At 69.6% G+C, this 18,893-nt stretch carries 15 protein-coding genes and 1 pseudogene; 14 read left to right on the forward strand and 2 right to left on the reverse strand.

From position 1 onward, the window contains the following. The first annotated feature begins 64 nt into the window (after positions 1 to 64). The 8 genes from RUH65_RS05720 (at position 65) to RUH65_RS05755 (ending at position 9,241) form a co-directional block, all read left to right on the forward strand. Positions 65 to 2,125: a flagellar biosynthesis protein FlhA gene (locus RUH65_RS05720; protein WP_313816309.1), complete on the forward strand. Its 2,061-nt coding sequence runs from the start codon at positions 65 to 67 to the stop codon at positions 2,123 to 2,125. Continuing rightward, positions 2,103 to 3,341 carry a hypothetical protein gene (locus RUH65_RS05725; RefSeq protein ID WP_313816310.1) on the forward strand — a complete coding sequence of 413 codons (1,239 nt, stop codon included), beginning with the start codon at positions 2,103 to 2,105 and terminating at the stop codon, positions 3,339 to 3,341. The genes RUH65_RS05720 and RUH65_RS05725 overlap by 23 nt, the downstream gene beginning before the upstream one ends. A 49-nt stretch (positions 3,342 to 3,390) precedes the next feature. Next, on the forward strand, positions 3,391 to 3,921 hold the full coding sequence (locus RUH65_RS05730) for a hypothetical protein (protein ID WP_313816311.1): 531 nt from the start codon (positions 3,391 to 3,393) through the stop codon (positions 3,919 to 3,921). A gap of 95 nt (positions 3,922 to 4,016) precedes the next feature. Continuing rightward, positions 4,017 to 4,448, forward strand: a complete 432-nt coding sequence (locus RUH65_RS05735; protein ID WP_313816312.1) for a hypothetical protein — start codon at positions 4,017 to 4,019, stop codon at positions 4,446 to 4,448. 50 nt (positions 4,449 to 4,498) lie between these two features. Next, on the forward strand, positions 4,499 to 5,707 hold the full coding sequence (tsaD, locus tag RUH65_RS05740; RefSeq protein ID WP_313816313.1) for a tRNA (adenosine(37)-N6)-threonylcarbamoyltransferase complex transferase subunit TsaD: 1,209 nt from the start codon (positions 4,499 to 4,501) through the stop codon (positions 5,705 to 5,707). Positions 5,708 to 5,889: 182 nt separating this feature from the next. Continuing rightward, positions 5,890 to 6,417, forward strand: a complete 528-nt coding sequence (locus RUH65_RS05745) for a DUF6507 family protein (protein WP_313816314.1) — start codon at positions 5,890 to 5,892, stop codon at positions 6,415 to 6,417. A 3-nt stretch (positions 6,418 to 6,420) separates the two neighbouring features. Next, a complete protein-coding gene (locus RUH65_RS05750; protein ID WP_313816315.1) occupies positions 6,421 to 7,797 on the forward strand; it encodes a hypothetical protein in 1,377 nt (458 codons plus the stop codon). Position 7,798: 1 nt separating this feature from the next. After that, positions 7,799 to 9,241 carry a hypothetical protein gene (locus RUH65_RS05755; protein WP_313816316.1) on the forward strand — a complete coding sequence of 481 codons (1,443 nt, stop codon included), beginning with the start codon at positions 7,799 to 7,801 and terminating at the stop codon, positions 9,239 to 9,241. A gap of 23 nt (positions 9,242 to 9,264) precedes the next feature. Here RUH65_RS05755 and RUH65_RS05760 read toward each other — a convergent pair whose 3' ends face one another. After that, the gene (locus RUH65_RS05760; protein ID WP_313816317.1) at positions 9,265 to 10,449 is read right to left on the reverse strand and encodes a glutamate--cysteine ligase; all 1,185 of its coding nucleotides are present in this window, start codon (positions 10,447 to 10,449) and stop codon (positions 9,265 to 9,267) included. Between the two features lie 92 nt (positions 10,450 to 10,541). Between RUH65_RS05760 and RUH65_RS05765 the strand changes: the two genes are divergently transcribed. The 6 genes from RUH65_RS05765 (at position 10,542) to RUH65_RS05790 (ending at position 17,939) form a co-directional block, all read left to right on the forward strand. Continuing rightward, a complete protein-coding gene (locus RUH65_RS05765) occupies positions 10,542 to 12,413 on the forward strand; it encodes a glycoside hydrolase family 3 N-terminal domain-containing protein (RefSeq protein ID WP_313816318.1) in 1,872 nt (623 codons plus the stop codon). 161 nt (positions 12,414 to 12,574) lie between these two features. After that, positions 12,575 to 13,612: an ABC transporter substrate-binding protein gene (locus RUH65_RS05770; protein WP_313816319.1), complete on the forward strand. Its 1,038-nt coding sequence runs from the start codon at positions 12,575 to 12,577 to the stop codon at positions 13,610 to 13,612. A gap of 282 nt (positions 13,613 to 13,894) precedes the next feature. Beyond that, entirely contained in the window at positions 13,895 to 14,875 is a 981-nt protein-coding gene (locus RUH65_RS05775) for an iron chelate uptake ABC transporter family permease subunit (protein WP_313816323.1), read from the forward strand. Then, complete coding sequence (locus RUH65_RS05780; protein WP_313816320.1) at positions 14,868 to 15,947, forward strand: iron chelate uptake ABC transporter family permease subunit; 1,080 nt, start codon at positions 14,868 to 14,870, stop codon at positions 15,945 to 15,947. The genes RUH65_RS05775 and RUH65_RS05780 overlap by 8 nt, the downstream gene beginning before the upstream one ends. Next, positions 15,944 to 16,699 carry an ATP-binding cassette domain-containing protein gene (locus tag RUH65_RS05785; RefSeq protein WP_313816321.1) on the forward strand — a complete coding sequence of 252 codons (756 nt, stop codon included), beginning with the start codon at positions 15,944 to 15,946 and terminating at the stop codon, positions 16,697 to 16,699. The genes RUH65_RS05780 and RUH65_RS05785 overlap by 4 nt, the downstream gene beginning before the upstream one ends. A 292-nt stretch (positions 16,700 to 16,991) precedes the next feature. After that, positions 16,992 to 17,939 (forward strand): hypothetical protein, encoded by a 948-nt coding sequence (locus tag RUH65_RS05790; RefSeq protein ID WP_313816322.1) that lies wholly within the window; start codon positions 16,992 to 16,994, stop codon positions 17,937 to 17,939. A 91-nt stretch (positions 17,940 to 18,030) separates the two neighbouring features. Here RUH65_RS05790 and RUH65_RS05795 read toward each other — a convergent pair. Then, positions 18,031 to 18,893 (reverse strand): annotated as a pseudogene (locus tag RUH65_RS05795) (SAM-dependent methyltransferase); the annotation flags it as partial.

Here is an 18,893-nt window from a genome sequence, read left to right on the forward strand (position 1 = left end):
CCGCGCGAATGACCGCATGCGAGCACCACCGCACACACCACCGGACCGAAGGAAGGCCGCCTCCGTGACACTGGCGAAGCTCAAACCGCTGGCCATGCCCATCGGCTTCGTGTTGATCGTGCTGCTGCTGATCGTCCCGGTTCCGGCACCCCTGCTGGACCTGCTGATCGTCGTGTCCATCTCACTGTCGCTGGTGATCCTGCTGAACACCATGTTCGTCAGGAAGCCGCTGGACTTCTCGATCTTCCCCTCGCTGCTGCTGGCCGCCACCATGCTGCGGCTGGGCATCAACGTGGCCTCGACCCGACTGGTACTGGGGGAGGCCCACGCCGGTCAGGTGATCGACGCCTTCGGCCAGGTGGCCGTGGGCGGCAACATGGTCATCGGCTTCGTGGTGTTCCTGATCTTGGTGATCATCCAGTTCGTGGTGATCACCAAGGGCGCCGAACGCGTCTCCGAGGTCGGCGCCCGCTTCACCCTGGATGCCATGCCCGGCAAGCAGATGGCCATCGACGCGGACCTCGCCGCCGGCCTCATCACCGAGGACCAGGCCCGCACCCGCCGCGGCGAGGTCACCGCCGAGGCTGACTTCTACGGCGCCATGGACGGAGCCTCCAAGTTCGTCAAGGGCGATGCCATCGCGGGCATCATCATCCTGGTCATCAACCTCGTCGGCGGCGTGGTGGTCGGCATGATGATGCACGGCATGGATGCCATGGAGGCGCTGGAGACCTACGCGCTGCTGTCCATCGGCGACGGCCTGGTCACCATCATCCCGTCCGTGCTGATGGCCACCGCCACCGGCATGATCGTCACCCGTTCCACGGCGGACGAGGACCTGGGCACCGCCACCACCAAGCAGCTCTCCCAGTTCTCCACGCCGCTCGTGGTGGCCGGCGTCGCCGCGATCGCCATGGGACTGATCCCTGGGATGCCGCTGTTGACGTTCCTGCTGCTCGGGGTCGCCCTCGTCCTGGCCGGCCGCGCCGCGGGCAAGGCACGGGCCAAGGAGGCGGAGGAGGCCGAGAGCGCCAAGGCCGCCGGGGACGCAGCCCGGCAACCGGTCAAGGACCCGGGCCAGGACCTGATCCAGCGCATGCGGACCTCCCCGGTGGAGGTGCACCTCGCCACGGACATCGTGGACCTGGCCAACGGCTCCCCGGATGACCTGGTGGCCCGCATCCGAGGCGTGCGCGAACAGATGGCCCTGTCCCTGGGGGTCGTCATCCCGCAGGTCCGCACCCGGGACAACGTGGAGCTGCCCGCCGGCGCCTACCGCATCCTCATCGCCGGCACCACCGCCGCCGAGGGGCAGGCCCCCGCCCGGCGGCTGCTCGCCCTCGGCGGCGACCTCGCCGCCCTGCCCGGCGCCCCCACCCGCGAGGCGGTCTTCGGCCTGGACGGCAAGTGGATCCCCGAGGAGATGCGCACCATCGCCGAGATGGCCGGCTCCGCGGTGTTCGACCGCACCACCGTGGTCACCACGCAACTGGCCTCGGTGCTGGAGCGTCACGCCGCCCGGCTGTTGTCCCGCGCGGACGTCCAGACCATGCTGGACGCCGTCGCCGCCGATTCTCCGGAGACCGTGGAGGACGTGGTGCCCGGGTTGGTGCCCGCCTCGACCGTCCACCAGGTGCTGCAGGGCCTGCTCGCCGAGGGTGTGCCCATCAATGACCTGCCCCGCATCCTTGAGACGATCGCCCAGCGTGCCGGCACCTCCAAGCTGATCGAGCACCTGGTCGAGGCCTGCCGACTGGCCCTCGCCCCGGTCATCGCCGAACGCGCCAGCGTGGACGGCGTGCTGACGGCCATCACCCTCGACCCGGTCTTCGAGCAAGGCCTGCTCGAGGGCCTGCGCACCGGCCCGGACGGCTCCTCCATCACCGGTTCCCTCGAGGTCTTCAACCGGCTCGCGGACGGCGTGCGCACCGCCGTGGCCGGCCGTGTGGCCGAGGGCGAGCAGCCCGTGCTCGTGTGCGGCGAGTCCCTCCGCGCCGACCTGGCCCGCAAGCTCGACTCCTGGTCCGTGGAGGTGGCCGTGCTGTCCTACACCGAGGCCTCCTCCCAGCCCGGCCTCCAGGTGAGGACGGCTGCGACAGTGGGTGGCGAACGTGCGCTGGCATAAGTCCGTCTTCGCCGACTCCCTCGAGGAGCTCGAGCACGAGGCCGAACTGCACTTCAGGCCCGGCACCACCTACTCCATCTTCAGCATCCGCGAGGAGGGCGGCGGCGAGGACCGCGTCACCTACCGCGCGGACGCTCACCCGCCGCAGGAACCCGGCCAGAACCGGACACGGTCCCGCGGATTCTCCTCCCCGAAGGACGGGCGCACGCGCGTCGGCCGCAACGTCGGGCACGACGACGGCCCGGAGGCCCCGAAGGATGGCGACCCGAGGCCGGGAGGCAGTGCCGCCCGGCCGAGCACCGGAGGCGACGGTGCGGCCGCCGGCTCGATCTCCGGGCGCATCGCCGCGCCGGGAGCCGGCCTTCGGCGCGGCGAAGCGGACGGCGTGCTGAGCAGTCCCCTGAGCGCTCCTCCGCGTGGTCCCGACGCCGGCCAGTCCGGTCGCGCGCACACGCGCACCGGTTCCGTGGGCGCCGTCAATCCGGACACGGTTCAGGAGATCCCCGGCTGGGGCCCCGGACCGATCCCGACGACGGCACTGCAGGGCGGACCCGGACTCAACGCGGCCTACGGCCTGCTCATGGACGGCGGCGATGCCGGGGCCGACCCGAGTACGCCACGGAGCGCCGAACCCGGCCCCGGGGCCAGTACGGAGCCGGGTGCTGCCGGACACCGTCCTGCCGCCGCCGTCCCCCTGTTCTCCACCGAGGATCCCCACCTGCACGAGATGCTGGACCACGCTGCCGCACCGCCGGACCTCCCGGACACCCTGCACGGCACCCCGCACTCGGACGCGCCCGGCAACTCCTCAACGCCGCGCCGCATCCGACTCGTGTTCGCGGGCCTGCTCGACGACGCCGTGGAGGCCGCCGAGCGGACCGGCCACCACACGTGGTCGGCGGCCGGCGTCCTCAATGGGGGACGGGCCGGGGCACCCGTGGTCTGCTACGGGCTCGGCGACGGATCCGACACGGCGCATCTGGCCGAGGGACTGCTCCGGTACGCGCCCATGCACCTGGTGCTGGCGATCGATTCCTCGCGCAAGCATGCCGATACCCAGGCCTGGGTGCGGCAGGTGGCGAAGGTGGCCGAGCCGGCGTCGGTGGTGGCGGTGCCCCGCACCGTGACGGGCACCCCGGGAACCGTGCGGGACCTGGGTCACCGCCTGCACACCCCGTCTGAGTTCTCCGAGTTCGCCGAGCACCCGCACCGGTGACGGGGCAGAACCGACGCCTGGGCCCGGGTTTCTGCGCATGTCAGTGGGTATGAACCGCACTCGGACCGAGTATCCCCAGGAGCCCACGGTGCACGACCTTCCCGCCCGCGATGACCTCCCGGACGTTCTCCCGGACGGCACCACGGAGACGTGGCAGGACATCGCCGGCCAGTACCGTGCGGACCACCGTGGCCCGCACTCCGTGGTGGACGCCGTGGACGAGATCCTGCTGGAGCTGGCCGAGGCCCTCTCGGACCGGTCCGCGCGGGAGTCCAGCTCCGGCGAACTCGCCCTGTCCCGCCGGACCCAGCGCTACCGTCGCCGCGTCCACGAGCTGTATTCGCTGGCCGAGACCGTGGCCCAGGCGCAGATGGCGGCCTCCGTTCTCGCCCTCGGGGCACCGGCGTGGCTGTATGAACGGGAGGACGGGCGAGCCTGGCACCGCGAGATCGTGGCGCTGAACGACTACGCCTCCTGGGCCGTGGACCGCCATGGTCGCGGCGGCCGGGACGATCTCGCGGAGGGTTTCGACGGTTGGGCGGATGGTTCGGACGCCGACGACGCGGTCGGCCCCGCATGACCCGAAGACCGCGTCCCTTAGCAGCAGTGAGGTAAACCGTCAAGGGGTAGGCCTGCCCATCGCCGCCTGAGGCCAGGCTGCCTAGCGTGGACAGCATGTGGAACTCTGCCGAGACCCCCCTGGGGGGCGTGACCGTCCTGGACGGGACCCCGGCCGAGTCGACCACCCTCACCGGCTCGGTCTCCGGCCTGCTGGAGGTTCCCGCCGGCGTGACCGTGGAGGTGACCGGCGTGCTCGAGGACGCGGTCGTCTCCGGCGCCGGCACCGTGCGCGTCAGCGGCCTGATCGCCGACGTGCTCCACGCCGGTGGAGGCCAGATCCTCGCCAGCGTCGGCTCCGTGCTGGCCCCGGCCGAGGCGGACGGCGACTGGCACGTGCTCTCGCCCTGCGGCACCTGGTCCGCGTCCCCCGAGATGATCTTCCCGGCGGTCGTGGAGTTCACAGACGTCCTCGCCGATCCGAGCGCTGCTCTCGGGGCCGGAAGGGCAACCACCGACCTCGAGTGGCACCCGGTTCCACGTCGCTGAGGCGCCCGGGCCGATCGGCCGCCCCGCCAGGGGTACCTAGAATGGTGGGCATGCCCTCCACGGTTGAAGCCCCGAATCCTGACGCCTCCGCTGATGTTCCTGCCGCTCCCCTCGTCCTCGGGATCGAGACCTCCTGCGATGAGACCGGATTCGGCATCGTGCGGGGGACCGAGTTGCTCGCCAACGCCGTGGCCTCCTCGATGGAGGAGCACGTCCGCTTCGGTGGGGTCATCCCCGAGATCGCAGCCCGGGCCCACCTCGAGGAGTTCATCCCCACCCTGCAGCAGGCCCTGGACACCGCCGGCGTCACGCTGGAGGAGATCGACGCCATCGCGGTGACCTCCGGCCCCGGCCTCGCCGGGGCCCTCATGGTCGGAGTGGCCGGGGCGAAGGCCCTTGCGCTCGCCGCGGACAAGCCGCTTTACGGCATCAACCACCTGGTGGCCCACGTCGGGGTCGGACTGCTGGACGGGGTGGCCGAGAGCGGCACCGGGCCGGCCGCCGTCGTGCTCGGGGAGGGGAGACCGGGCCGCGGGCCGGCCGCGGACCGCACCGCCGCTCCGCTGCCCGAGAACCTCGGTGCCCTGCTGGTCTCCGGCGGGCACACCGAGATCCTGCAGGTCAACCGCCTGACCACGGACGTCACGTTGCTCGGCTCCACCATCGATGACGCCGCGGGGGAGGCCTATGACAAGGTCGCCCGGCTCCTCGGCGCCGGCTACCCGGGCGGGCCCGTGATCGACCGGCTGGCGCAACAGGGTGATCCGAAGGCCTTCCGCTTCCCGCGCGGGCTCAGCGCGCCGAAGTTCGTCGGCAGCGCGGAGGAGCCGGGCCAGCACCGCCACAACTGGTCCTTCTCCGGCCTGAAGACCGCCGTGGCCCGGTGCGTCGAGCAGTTCGAGGCGGCCGGGGTGCCGGAGGACCAGATCCCGACGCCGGACATCGCCGCATCATTCCAGGAGGCGGTCGCGGACGTGATCACCGCCAAGGCCGTCCGCGCCTGCACCGAACACGGGATCCGGCACCTGCTGCTCGGCGGGGGAGTGGCCGCCAACTCGCGGCTGCGCTCGCTGCTGGCCGAGCGGTGCGAGGCCGCCGGAATCGGGCTGACGGTGCCGCCCGTGCGGCTGTGCACGGACAACGGGGCCATGGTCGCGGCACTGGGGGCGCAGCTCGTGGCCGACGGGGTGGAGCCGTCCGGTCTGGACTTCGCCGCGGATCCCGGACAGCCGGTGGAGAGTGTCTCGCTCGTGGCCTGAAACGCCTCACCGTCCTGTGAGTCCACTTCGCGTGGGTGTTTGCGCTCAGGACCGACGCCAACTCGACTGAACGTCAAGCGTGGTCGGGGGGATGGGGAGTTGTCCCCATCGCGGTGGCGTTGGCAGGTGGATAAGCTCATCGCAGCGGGCCGGCAGGGCCCCTGGCCTCGAAGGGGACGATTGTGACCGAGTACTGGATCGACGTGCACGGATGCCAGCGTGTGATCACCGAACTGCGCGGGATTGTGGATGCCAGTAACGACTTCCAGTGGGTCAACGACGACCTGATGATGGTCGACCGCCACACCTATGCGGCGGAGGAGAGCGCGAACACCCAGTCGGACGCCGAGAAGGTGGACCAGGCCTACTACTACTTCCTGGAGGAGAAGCTGGAGCCGACCTACGATCGCGTGATGCGGGAGCTGACCAACTGCATCAATGCCATGGAGGAGGCGGTCAACTACTACGTCTCCGGGGACGCCGCCATGGCCTACGAAGCCTCGGGGGCCACGTCCGACTTCCCGGAATACCGCTCCGGGGACGGGACCTCCACCAGCGGCATCCCGTCCCCCTCGGACTCCCCGGACCAGTCGGGCGGCTCGAGCCCGGAGCCCTCTCCCATGCCCAGCTACCCGGACCCGAACGATCCGCTGGGCGGAGAGCAGTACATCTCCAATCCCTATGAAGCCGCCTACGGAAGCCAGGGCTGAACCATGACCAAGTTCGACGACGTTGAGTGGATCATGGACGTCTCCCAGGAGAACCACACCTCGCGCTACTGGGACGGGGTGTGTTCCTGGGCGATCGACACCGGCAACATCTCGTCGGCGGCCAACGCCGCGGACAACCTGGCCGAGAATTGCCAGGAGACCTTCACGCACCTGATGCAGGCCGTGACGAAGTGGAACGAATTCCGCGAGGTCTACGGCGGAGCCGACCAGGACGCGGTCTTCGCGGCCATGACCCCCGTGGCAGAGAAGCTGCAGGCCATCAAGAACGCCGGCGCGGTGTTCTCCGGCGCGGTGCAGGTGTACAAGGCCTCCGTCCAGGACTTCGACGACATGAAGGTGGACTATGACACCTGGGCCGAGGGGTGGATGGAGACGTACCGCAAGGTCGAGTCCGACCACTCGAGCCTGACCGACGAGGAGTTCATGACCAGATACGGCATGAGCTACTGGGAGAAGGTCGACGCGATGCGCGGTGTCCGGGATGGCAAGGAGGCCAACGGACCCGTCTGGGTCATCGACCACCTCAATGCGGCCCGGCGAGATCTGGCGAGCACGATCGACGGCGTGGACATGGACGCGCTGGGGGAGATGAACTTCTCCCACCGCACGGAATCACTGACTCAGTACGAGACGCCGGAAGAGCTGGCCGAGGCGCTGGCCCAGAGCCACATTTTCGGGGATGCCGACCTCTCCGAGGCGGACCTGCTGGCCATTGCCGAAGAGGTCTTCGCCCAGTATGACGATCTTCCCTTCGACTACGTGGACGCCAACGGCGTGCAGTGGTCCTATGGTCCCAACGGGGAGCTGGTCCGCACCGGCTCCCCCATGGACCCGAACCTCAATGCGGCCATCCTGGCGGTCATGAATGAGAACACGGACTGGCGGCAGGTAGATCTGTCCTTCGATGGCGAGACCACCCAGACCGTGGCGGAGATGGCGTCCAAGTTCGGCCTGAATTCGCTGGGCAAGCTGACGGAATCCACGCTGGGCAAGGGCGTGATCGGTGGCTGGGCCACGGCGATCGTGCAGCTGATCGGCACCGGCGTGAGCGTCAACCGTTATGGTCAGAACCTCTCCACCGCCGCCCCGCTGCTGTCAGAGTCCGAGTACCAGGACATCGTGCAGAAGTACGCCACGGAGTCCCTGATCGTGGACGGGGTGCAGATCGCCACGGGCGCCGGCTCGGCCGTACTCACGGCGGTGCTGGGCCCCGGGGGAACCATTCTGGGTATCGCGGTGACCTACGTGGCCACCGGGCTGACGGAGTTCATTGTGAACGAGGCCGGTGATGACTCCTGGGACCTGGATGAGATGCAGGATCGGTACAACCCGGAGACCGGCGAATTCGAGGTCGACTGAGATGTCCGCTGCCTCGCCCGCGCTGACGCCCACCCTGCCGGTGCCCGCCGGATGGTCCCCGGCGTTCCTGCCCGGCGCTGACCTGCTGCTGATGCCGCTGCCGGGACCCGACCGGACCACCCCGGTGTTCACCGTCCGGCGCTGGAACACCAACGCCGACCTCCCCGCGGGCTCTGAGGTGCACGACCCCCGCACCGACTCCACCCCGGCATCACCGCGGTTCGGCGCCAGCAAGGGCCCCGCACCGGCGCGGGGCGTGCCCGTCGGCATGGACCGCTGGTCGGGTGGCGACTGGTTCGGCCTCAGATTCCAGCGTCTGGTGCCGTCCCTGGCGGGCCGGCCCACCGTGGAGACCCGCTGGCTGCTGTGGTCCGTCCTGGCCAGGCTGCCGGAGGGCTTCGATCCCCTGGAGGATGCCCCTGACCTGGACGCCACCGCACTCTGCGCCGTGGCGGACCTTCCCCTCCTCGAGATGCCCCTGGATTCGATGGCCGGCGCCATCCCGGCCGGTTGGGTGCCGGCCCTGGACGCGGAGCATCCCTCGCCCCAGACCGTGGTCACGGTGGGACGCAGCCCAGCAGGCGAGGGCTCAACCGAGGAAGCCGCGGAGTCCGGGCCCGACGCCGGCCATCCGGGTTCTCGCCAGCGGTTCAGCACCGCGGGCGCCTGGGCCGGAACCTCGATGCTCGATCTGCCCCCGACCGCCCTGGCCTTCCTGGCCGAGCACCCACCCGGAGAGCCCTGGGGACGGTTCCAGGATGATCGGGCCCGGTCCGTCGTGGAGGCCGGGCTGGCCGATGCCGCCACCCGACGGCTGACGGATCGCGCCGCCGTGGTCGCCGGGGTCCTCCAGGGAGCCGAGCAGGTGTCCACGCTGACCATCCACAGCCGTCACGGCCGCCACCGTGCCCTGGAGTTGCACCGGAGCCGTGGGCTGGTGGCCGCCGTGGCTCACGCCCGTCCGGTGCGGGGTGAGCCGGATGAATTGCTGCTCGGGCTGTACCCCGCCGAACGTTCCGCGGAGTTGGTGATCCGCTCTGCGGCGTTGGGCCCCTCGGACTCCCGCCGTCTCGGCATCGAGGCAGTGTCCCGGGACCTGTTGTTGCGGCGGACCCTGGACCCACATCTGCCCTTGCCTCCGGAGCTGTCGGTTGATCCACGCTGGCAGGAGCTCTGGGGCGAGCCGTGGCTGCTGTGGACCCTGACGACCGGCAGCGCGGACGGGGTGGACGGGGCGGACACCACGTCCGGGGGCGAGGTCCTCATGGGTCTCAACGCCGGTCGCTGGGGCAATCAGGTCCTGGCGCGGCCGCAGAGCGGTGGTGGCGGTGATGACGCCAAAACCTCCGGCGACATGGTGAGACTCGTCCCGGCACAGACCTCCGGTCTGCTGATCACGTTGCTCCAGCTGCTGGCACCCCAGACCTCCGGGCAGCGCCGCTGACCGGTGTTCCGGGTGCTGACGCCTCAGCTCCCGATCGACACCCGCGTCCGGGCCACCGCGTCCTGGACGACCGCGCGGAGGGGAGCGCCGGCGTCGTGCCCGGTATTGTGCCCGGCTGCCCCCGCTACCGCCGTGGCGACCCGGCGCTGGTGCGCCGCCGCACCGCCGCCGGCGAGGAGGTCCTCCACGCCGGCGAGCTCGGCCGCGCAGTCCAGCCGCTCGGCCACCGGCGCCAGCCGCACGAGTTCATCCCGCAGATGGTCGGCCACCAAGGTCTCCTCGCCGTGCGCGTCCAGGATGATGATGGCGTCCTGGCCGTAGCGGGCGGCGCGCCACTTGTTCTCCTGCACGTGCCAGGGCGGCATGGTGGGAATCGTGCCGCCGGCCTCGAGGGTGTCGGAGAAGTCCTGAACCAGGCACTGGGTCAGGGCGGCGATGGCGGCAAGCTCCTCGAGGGTGGCCACCCCGTCGCACACCCGCATCTCCACGGTGCCCAGCCGTGGCACGGCGCGCACGTCCCAGCGGCACTCGGTGACGTCGTCGATCACGCCGGTCTTCGTCAGGTCCGCGACGCACTGCTCGAACCCGGACCACTCACGGAACTGGAACGGCAGCCCGGCGGTGGGCAGCTGCTGGAACATCAGGGTCCGCTGGGACTGGTAGCCGGTGTCCACGCCGGCCCAGAACGGGCTCGAGGCGGAGAGGGCCAAGAAGTGCGGCACGTAGTTCACGAGCCCGTCCACCACGGGCATGGCCTTGCGCACGTCATCCAACCCCACATGCACGTGCACCCCGTAGATCAGCATCTGCCGGCCCCACCACTGCGTCCGGTCGATCATCTTGCCGTAGCGGTCCGCCGGGGTGACCTGCTCCAGCGTGGGCTCCGCGAAGGGGTGTGAACCCTGGCAGTACAGCTCCACACCCATGGGATCGGTGACCTGCCGGACGGCGCGGGCCGAGCCGCGCAGCTGGCCGATCCCCTCGGACACCGAGTGACACACGTCCGTGACGAGCTCCACCGTGTTCAGCAGCAGCTCCGGCTTGACGTGCGGGTGCTCCTGCCCGAGGTGCAGCTCCGCCTGGTCCGCGACGCCGGCCAGCACCTGGTCCGCGACCGGCTTCAGCGTGCCGTCGGTGGCGTCCACCAGGGCCAGCTCCCATTCGAGGCCCAGGGTGGACTGTTCGGACCGTGCGAAGGGAAGGTTCATGGGCTCATCCTAAAACCGAGGCAGGCCTATCCCGTGGTCTGCCTCCGTCCGGCCCGTGTCGCGCCGGCCACAGCGGTCCCTACGATGGTCAGGTGAAGATCTCCTCCCGCCCGCGCCCGCCCGCCGTTGCCCCCTTGGCTGTCCTGACCGCTGTCCTGGCCGCGGCCCTGGCGCTCACGTCCTGCACCGCGCCCACAGGTCCCAGCGGCAGCGGAGAGGGCACGACGCCGGCCCCCGGCCCCAGCACGGGCGGCACCGGGGGTGCCGGGGGAGCGGATGAACCCGCTCCGAGCGCCCTGGAGCTCGCGCTGGACGGACCTGCGGAGGACGTGGAGGAGGCCGCGGCTGATGCCGTCGCCGGCATGGACACCGCGGAGAAGGCCGGGCAGGTCCTGGTCGGACAGCTCGGAGCGGCGGGAACCGACCCGGCCTCGATCGCGGAACTGAACCTGGGCGGGATCATCGTCATGGGAGACGCCGTCCCGGTGGCCGCGGACGGGGTGCATGACGTGGAGGCCCTCCAGTCGCGACTGGCCGAGACCCAGGAGGCGCTGAGCGCGAACCGGGACTGGAGCGGGATCATCAGCGTGGACCAGGAGGGCGGACTCGTGGCCCGGATCAAGGAGCCGCTGGTGGAGTGGCCGACGCCGATGAGCTACGGCGCCGCGGCCGCCGGGATGGCAGGTGCTGAGGGTGCCGACGCCAAGGGCGAGAGTGCGGCCGAGGGCGACGCCGCCCAGCTCGCCGCCGACGGTCACGCCCTGATGGGAGCCCAACTGGCGGAACTCGGTTTCACCCTGGACTTCGCGCCGAGCGTGGACGTGACGATCGGCGCCGGGGACCCGGCCATCGGGGCCCGGTCCTTCTCCTCCGACCCGGAGACCGTCGCCGCCCTCGGTACCGCCGCCACCGCCGGGCTGCTGGACGCCGGGGTGCTGCCGGCGCCGAAGCACTTCCCCGGCCATGGCTCCGTCACGGACGACTCCCACGTGACGGCCCCCGTGCAGGACGCCTCCGTGGCGGACCTGGAATCCCGCGACTGGCTGCCGTTCCGGGAGCTGTTGGCCGGCGAGGAACAGTACACCCCGGTGGTGATGATGGGGCACGTGATCGTGCCCGAGCTGGAGCCGGAGGTTCCCTCCTCGGTGTCCGCCCCCGCCTATGAGGCGCTGCGTGGCCTGGCGGGCCCGGACGCCGAACCGTATGACGGCGTCGTGGTGACGGATGCCCTGAACATGGGCGCCCTCGTGGAACGCTACGGCGCGAACGAGGCCCCGGTCCGGGCGCTGGAGGCCGGCGCCGACCTGTTGCTGATGCCCTCCGACCTGCCAGGGGCCCGGGATGCCCTGGTCGAGGCGGTGGACACCGGTGAGGTCCCGGCCGAGCGCCTGGACGAGGCCGCCGAACGGGTGGTGACCATGCTGCTGTGGCGGGATCGCCTGGCACAGGAACTCGAGGAGGCGACGGTCGAGGAGAAGGAACAGGCCGGCGTCGCGACCGGGAGCGGAGACGGGACCGGGATGGGGACGGGGGCCGAGAACGGGCCGGAGGCCGAGCCGGAGCAGGTCTCCCGGGACCTGTCCGCGGCGGCCATCACCGTGGTGGACGGCGTCTGTGGTGCACCGCTGGTGGAGGACTCCCTGCAGATCATCGGCGGCAACGAGATCGACCGGGCCCGGCTGGCCGAGGCCGCGGAGGCCGCCGGGCTCACGGTGGGCGCCGGCCCCGTGGTGTCCCTCGTCGGCAGCGCTCGCGGGTCCGCGCAGGGAGATGTGGTGGTCGCCCTGGACGCGCCGTTCGGCTTGGCCCAGTCCCCGGTGTCCGACGGGGGCGCCATGGTGGCACTGTACGGCCGCACTCCCGGGGCCTTCGAGGCCTTGGTGGCCGTCATGACCGGCGAGGCCGAGGCGCCCGGGGCGCTGCCCGTCGAGGTGGGGGAATGGCCCGCCGGCACCGGGTGCTGAGTGAGAGCTACATCACATCGCGACATGTAGCCGCAATAAGCGACCATGTGCGTGACCTATTCGTCTAAGGTAAGGCTTACCAAACGCTCGGCGCCGGGGACGGGGATGTCTCCGCCGCGTCCGAACTCGCAGCACTGCACTTCCCAAGGAGTCCCACTCGCATGCAGACCACTCATCGACGCCTCGGCCTGGCCGCCCTGGTGACCACTGCCGCCCTCGCCCTGACCGCCTGCGGTGGCGGCTCTGAAGCCGAGACCACCGACGGCTCGGCCTCCGCCTCCTCGAGCGCCTCGAGCTCGGCCGGCACCAGCGCGGAAGCGCAGTCCTTCCCGCTGGAGATCGAGGACATGGCCGGAAATCAGGTGACCATCGAGTCCGCCGACTCGATCATCGCCACGGACAACCGCATCTTCCGCACCCTCGAGGACTGGGGTGTGGAACTGTCCGCCGCCCCGCTGGGCCTGATGTTCGAGGGAACGGTGGACTACCCGTCCGATGACTCGATCATCGATCTCGGCAACCACCGCGAGCCCAACCTGGAGGGGTTCGTCGAGGCCGAGCCGGACCTGGTCCTCAACGGCCAGCGCTTCTCCGGCCAGACCGAGGCGATCATGCCGCTGATCGGTGACGCGGCCTTCGTGGACACCAACCTGGTGGAGGATGAGCCGCTCGAGGACGAGTTGCGCCGCCAGACCACCCTCCTGGGGGACATCTTCGCCCAGCAGGCCGAGGCCGAGGCCCTGATCGCCGACTTCGACGCCGCCATCGAGGACGCCCAGGGCGCCTACGATGCCGAGCAGACCGTCGTCGGGCTCATCGCCACCGGCGGGGACCTCTCCTACGCCGCTCCCTCGACCGGCCGTGCCATCGGCCCCGTGTTCGACATGCTCGGGCTGACCCCTGCTCTGGAGCGCGAGGGCTCCACCAACCACCAGGGGGATGACATCTCCGTGGAGGCCATCGCCGAGGCCAACCCGGACTGGCTCCTGGTCATGGACCGCGATGCCGCCACCTCCGACGCCGAGGCCGACGGCTACCAGCCCGCAGCGGAGCTGCTCGAAGGCTCCGAGGCACTGCAGAACGTCACCGCCATCAAGGAAGGCAACATCGTCTACCTGCCGGAGGACTTCTACGTGCACGAGGACATCCAGAACTACACCACCTTCCTCACCGAACTCGCCGAGGCCTTCGGCGCGTGATCTCCGGTGGCGTGGTCTGGTAACTGCCACGTCAGCGATTGATTCACCACCATTCGGCCCGGATGTGACGGATGGGTTCACCCGCCCACCCGACGCATCCGGGCTGAGCCGTGAAACGCCGCGGGGCCAACCGACCGCCGCGGCAGGACGAGGGAACGCCACCTCCGGCCGACCCCGACAGGGACACCAGTGACAGCACCATACGAACACCGGAACCCGGAGGCCCAGACGGCCCCGCTGGGAGCCGACTACCAGACCGTCCACCCGGGCGGCCATGACGGGCTGCCCCCGGAGACCGGCGGAACCGGCCGGCACCCGTGGCGCACCGCGGGGCCGCTGCTCATCGGGGTAGTCCTGACCCTGGGGCTGGTCGTGGCCTCGCTGTTCGTCGGCGTCTACGACATCGCCACCGCCGAGGGCGGCTGGGAGATGTTCTTCATCACCCGTGTCCCGCGGACCATCGCCCTGGTGCTCGCCGGCGCGGCCATGGCCATGTCCGGGCTCGTCATGCAGCTGATGACCCAGAACCGCTTCGTGGAGCCGACCACGACGGGCACCACCGAGTGGGCCGGCCTCGGGCTGCTCGTGACCATGCTGCTGGTTCCCCAGGCCACGATCTTCGACCGCATGCTCGGCTCGATCCTCTTCGCCTTCGTCGGCACCATGGTCTTCTTCCTCTTCCTGCAGCGGGTGACGCTGAAGTCCTCGCTGATCGTGCCCATCATCGGCATCATGCTCGGCGCCGTGGTCGGAGCGGTCTCCACCTACCTCGCCCTGCAGACGGACATGCTCCAGCAACTGGGCATCTGGTTCGCCGGCTCCTTCACCGGGGTGGTGCGCGGCCGGTACGAGCTGCTCTTCATCGTCCTGGCCGTCGGCATCCTCATCTTCATCCTGGCCGACCGGTTCACCGTCGCCGGCCTCGGCAAGGACATCGCCACCAACGTGGGCCTGAACTACAACGTGGTCTTGTTGACCGGCGTCTCCATGATCGCGATCGTCACCGGCGTGGTCACCGTGGTCATCGGCGCCCTGCCCTTCCTCGGGCTGATCGTGCCCAACGTGGTCTCCATGTTCCGCGGGGACAACCTGCGCACCAACCTGCCCTGGGTCTGCCTCGTGGGCATCTGGGTGGTCATGGTGTGCGACATCATCGGACGCGTGGTCATCATGCCCTTCGAGGTCCCCGTCTCCCTGATCCTCGGGGTGGTGGGCGCCGTCGTCTTCATTGGTCTGCTCGTCAGGAGGCGGAAGCATGTCTGAGACCATGACCGAACAGGCCGAGGCCCCGGCCGGCGTCGTGCCCCGAGATGCAGCGCAGCGGAACCGGCCGAAGCGCCAGTCCGGGCCGTTCGGGGAGCCGAAGCTCCGCCGGCGCTACCTCTGGCTGGTGGGCGGGCTGCTGGCGCTCGCGGCGCTGGCGACCTACGGGAACCTCGCGTGGGACAACCCCATGCCGCCCGGGTCCGAGGGCTTCTGGATCATCGCGCAGCTCCGCGTGGAGTCGATCGTGGTGATGCTGGTGGTCGCCGTGTGCCAGGCCGTGGCGACGGTGAGCTTCCAGACCGCCACGAACAACCGCATCATCACCCCCTCGATCATGGGCTTCGAATCCCTGTACACGCTGGTGCAGACCGCCGCGGTGTTCTTCTTCGGTGTGGCCGGCGTGACCATGGTGGTCGGGCTGCCGCAGTTCTTCCTGCAGGCCGGGCTCATGGTGGTCTTCGCCGTGCTGCTGTACTCGTGGTTGCTCTCCGGGCGCTTCGGCAACATGCACATCATGCTGCTCGTGGGCGTGGTGCTCGGTGGTGGGCTGGGCGCGCTGTCCACGTTCATGCAGCGCGTGCTGGACCCCAACGAGTTCGACGTGCTGACCGCCCGGCTGTTCGGCAACATCTCCAACGCCCAGACCGAGTACCTGCCGTACGCCATCCCGATCGTGGTGGTGTGCGCCTCGGTGCTGTTCATCCGGGCGCGGCGGCTGAACGTGATGTCGCTGGGTCAGGACGCCACCAACAACCTGGGGCTGAACCACCGGCGCGAGACCATGATCGTGCTGACCCTGGTGGCCATCCTCATGGCCATGACCACCTCCCTCGTGGGGCCGATGACGTTCCTCGGCTTCCTCGTGGCGACGCTGGCCTATCAGTTCACGGACACCTACGACCACCGGCTCATCCTGCCCGTGGCCGTGCTGATCGGCTACACGATCCTGTCCGTGGCCTACTTTGTCCTCCGGAACATCTTCTACGCGGAAGGTGCCGTGACCATCATCATCGAACTGGTAGGCGGCCTCGTGTTCCTCATTGTCATCATGCGAAAGGGCCGACTGTGATCACACTCGACGGCGTTCAGAAGAGCTACGGGGACGAGACCCAGATCGGGCCCGTCACCGTGGAGTTGCCCCAGGGCGGCATCACCGCCTTGGTCGGCCCCAACGGTGCCGGCAAATCCACCATCCTCACCATGATCGGGCGGCTGCTCAAGGTGGATGCCGGGCAGATCCAGGTGGCCGGGCAGGACATCGTCAACGCCCCCTCCAAGGCCGTGGCCAAGATCCTGTCCATCCTGCGCCAGGAGAACCACTTCGTGACCCGGCTGACCGTGCGGCAGCTGGTGGGCTTCGGGCGGTTCCCCTACTCCAAGGGCCGGCTGACAGCGGAGGACGAGAAGTACATCTCCGAGGCCATCGACTTCCTCCACCTGGACCAGCTGGAGAACCGCTACCTGGACCAGCTCTCCGGCGGCCAGCGCCAGCGCGCCTACGTGGCCATGGTGCTGGCCCAGAACACCGACTACGTGCTGCTGGACGAGCCGCTGAACAACCTGGACATGCAGCACTCCGTCCAGATGATGAAGCAGCTGCGCCGTGCGGCTGACGAGCTGGGGCGCACCGTGGTGATCGTGCTGCATGACATCAACTTCGCCTCCCGTTACGCCGACTGGATCCTCGCCATGAACGACGGCAAGGTCACCGAGTTCGGCACGCCCTCTCAGATCGTCACCGATGAGGTCCTGACGCGGGTGTTCTCCACCCCGGTGAAGGTGATCCAGGGACCGGAGAGCCGCCTGGCCGTCTACTACTGAGCCCTCCTGGTCCTTGGGTGGTCAGTTATCGTGGCGGTCACAGGGCGGACCGGCGCACCAACTGACCACCCAGCGGGTCTGGAGGAGATCTCGTGCGGTGAGTGGTCAGTTGCCGTGGCGGTCACGGGGCGTTTCGGCACGAGACCTGACCACTCATGGTGCGGTGGAGCCCCACTTCGCCGCACTCACGACTCCATAGCTCAGTACTCCACTGCTGTCCGGTTGCGTCCGTGCGTCCACATTTCATTCCGCATGATCCGCGTGAAACGCGACGGCTCATCATGCTGGCACCATGCCTCCTCAGAAGCGTCCGCTGCCCGACCAGGTTCCGTCAGTCTTCTCGACGCAACAGGCGCTCGCCGAGGGCTTGAAAGCACAGCACCTGCGGCATCCTGACCTTGAGGTGGTCAGCCGAGGCATCCGTCGGCAGTCATCCATCCCGCACGATGACCTGGCGCACCTCGCGGCGTTGCAGGATATCCACGGCCTGGGCGTATTCACCCATGAGACTGCCGCGGCTGTCTGGGGGATGTGGCTGCCCCCGTGGTGCACTCCCTTCGATCCGGTCCACGTGGCCAAGGCTCGCCAAGCCGGACCGCGACCTCGTCGCAAGCGGGTCCAAGGGCATCTGCTCCCCACGGACGCCGTCATCCGGCGCGTCACGGGCGTTCGTGTGACCGGGCCAGCCTGGACGTGGGTGCAACTCGCTGGAACGGACCTGAGTCTGGAGCATCTGGTGGCTGCGGGAGACAGCCTCCTGCAGAGCAGTGACGGGCCGACGGCCCAGCGCGAGCCGGGTATGCATCCGCTGTCGTCGATCCAGAACATCCAGGATGTCATCGCCAAACGGACGAAGGTGAAGGGGATCAGACGTGCGCGTCAGGCAGTGGAACTGCTGCGGGAGGGTGCGGACTCACCACAGGAGAGCCGGCTGCGGATCCGCATCGTCGACGCCGGATTCCCCGAGCCCGTGGTCAACTCGGAGGTTGTCCTGTCCACCGGAGAGCGGGTCCCTCCGGATCTGGTGTGGGAAGACGTCAAGATCTGTGTCCAGTACGAGGGGGATCACCATCGCAGTGACGCACAGCAGTGGGACCGGGACATCCACCGTGATCGGAGGATGCAGTTCGACGGGTGGATCGTCCTGAGGGTGACGAAGCAGGTCTTCACCCGTGGAGGTTGGGACACCTTCGACAGAGACCTGCGGCGGTCTTTCGCCTCACGCGAATCCGGGCTGTGAGCCTCCGCGCACCACAGTCCCCGTGGGTGGTCAGATCCTGTGTCGATTGGCCGGTGATTCGCCGCGGTAAGTGACGACTCAGCGCCGGTTGTCACGGCAGGGGTTCGACCTCGACGGCCACTCGCGCCTCGCCGATGCGCGTCAACACCAGGGTGGCGTGGCGGCCCGCGCCCCTGCCGCCCTTGCCCTTGGCCGACTGGCCCTGGCCGGACATGAGCAGGCGTCGGAGTTCCTCGGGCGTGACATCCATGCCGCGCTTCTTGATGTCCAGCCGCACTACCCCGGTCTCCTTGACCCAGCGCCGCAGGCCCTTGACCTTGTACGGCATGACCGCCAGGACCCGATACCCCGTCGCGAAGGGAGTATCCACGGCATCATCGGCGCAGAAATACGCGATGTGCTCGTCGAGCAGCCGTCCGTCGACGCCGGTGAACTCGCGCTCGATCAGGTCTGCGACGAGGCCGGCGCGGATCACCGCCGGACCGGGCTCGTAGAGGTAGTCCGCCAGTCCCTCGAGCCCCGCCACGGGCACCGCGGGGGAGTCGCCGAAGTCCGCGGCGGAGGTCAGTTCAGCCGGAGACCTGCCACTCTCAGTGTCCGACGCCGGCAGCGCGCCCCCTGCTGACGGCGCACCATCACCGCCGGTCACCACAGAGCCGTCCCCCAAGACCAGCGCCGCCCGGCGGACTCCCGGTCGGGCCAGCGCGTTGAACCACAGCACCGCCTCGGTCAGGGATCCATCCACGGACACCCACTGCGCCTCGCAACCGTCCGGCACGGAGTCGTGCGGCAACGCCGGCCCGAGCTTCACGCCCACGGGCGCGCCGGTGCCGGCCAGTCGCTCCACGAAGGACAGGGGAGGGGAAAAGGCCTCGGGGTCGAAGACGCGGGACGAGCCGGACGAGGACACCACGCGCCGAGCCGGGTCGAGCCAGAACCCCTCGGGTCGTGGGG

This window comes from Citricoccus sp. (assembly GCF_032154715.1).
Lineage (GTDB): Bacteria > Actinomycetota > Actinomycetes > Actinomycetales > Micrococcaceae > Citricoccus.

Bases quoted from the DNA above. Each gene is read 5' to 3' on its own strand.
- RUH65_RS05770 (WP_313816319.1), top strand. From the start codon at position 12,575: ATGCAGACCACTCATCGACGCCTCGGCCTGGCCGCCCTGGTGACCACT.
- RUH65_RS05735 (WP_313816312.1), top strand. From the start codon at position 4,017: ATGTGGAACTCTGCCGAGACCCCCCTGGGGGGCGTGACCGTCCTGGAC.
- RUH65_RS05750 (WP_313816315.1), top strand. From the start codon at position 6,421: ATGACCAAGTTCGACGACGTTGAGTGGATCATGGACGTCTCCCAGGAG.
- RUH65_RS05755 (WP_313816316.1), top strand. From the start codon at position 7,799: ATGTCCGCTGCCTCGCCCGCGCTGACGCCCACCCTGCCGGTGCCCGCC.
- tsaD (WP_313816313.1), top strand. From the start codon at position 4,499: ATGCCCTCCACGGTTGAAGCCCCGAATCCTGACGCCTCCGCTGATGTT.
- RUH65_RS05730 (WP_313816311.1), top strand. From the start codon at position 3,391: ATGAACCGCACTCGGACCGAGTATCCCCAGGAGCCCACGGTGCACGAC.
- RUH65_RS05780 (WP_313816320.1), top strand. From the start codon at position 14,868: ATGTCTGAGACCATGACCGAACAGGCCGAGGCCCCGGCCGGCGTCGTG.
- RUH65_RS05760 (WP_313816317.1), bottom strand. From the start codon at position 10,449: ATGAACCTTCCCTTCGCACGGTCCGAACAGTCCACCCTGGGCCTCGAA.
- RUH65_RS05790 (WP_313816322.1), top strand. From the start codon at position 16,992: ATGCCTCCTCAGAAGCGTCCGCTGCCCGACCAGGTTCCGTCAGTCTTC.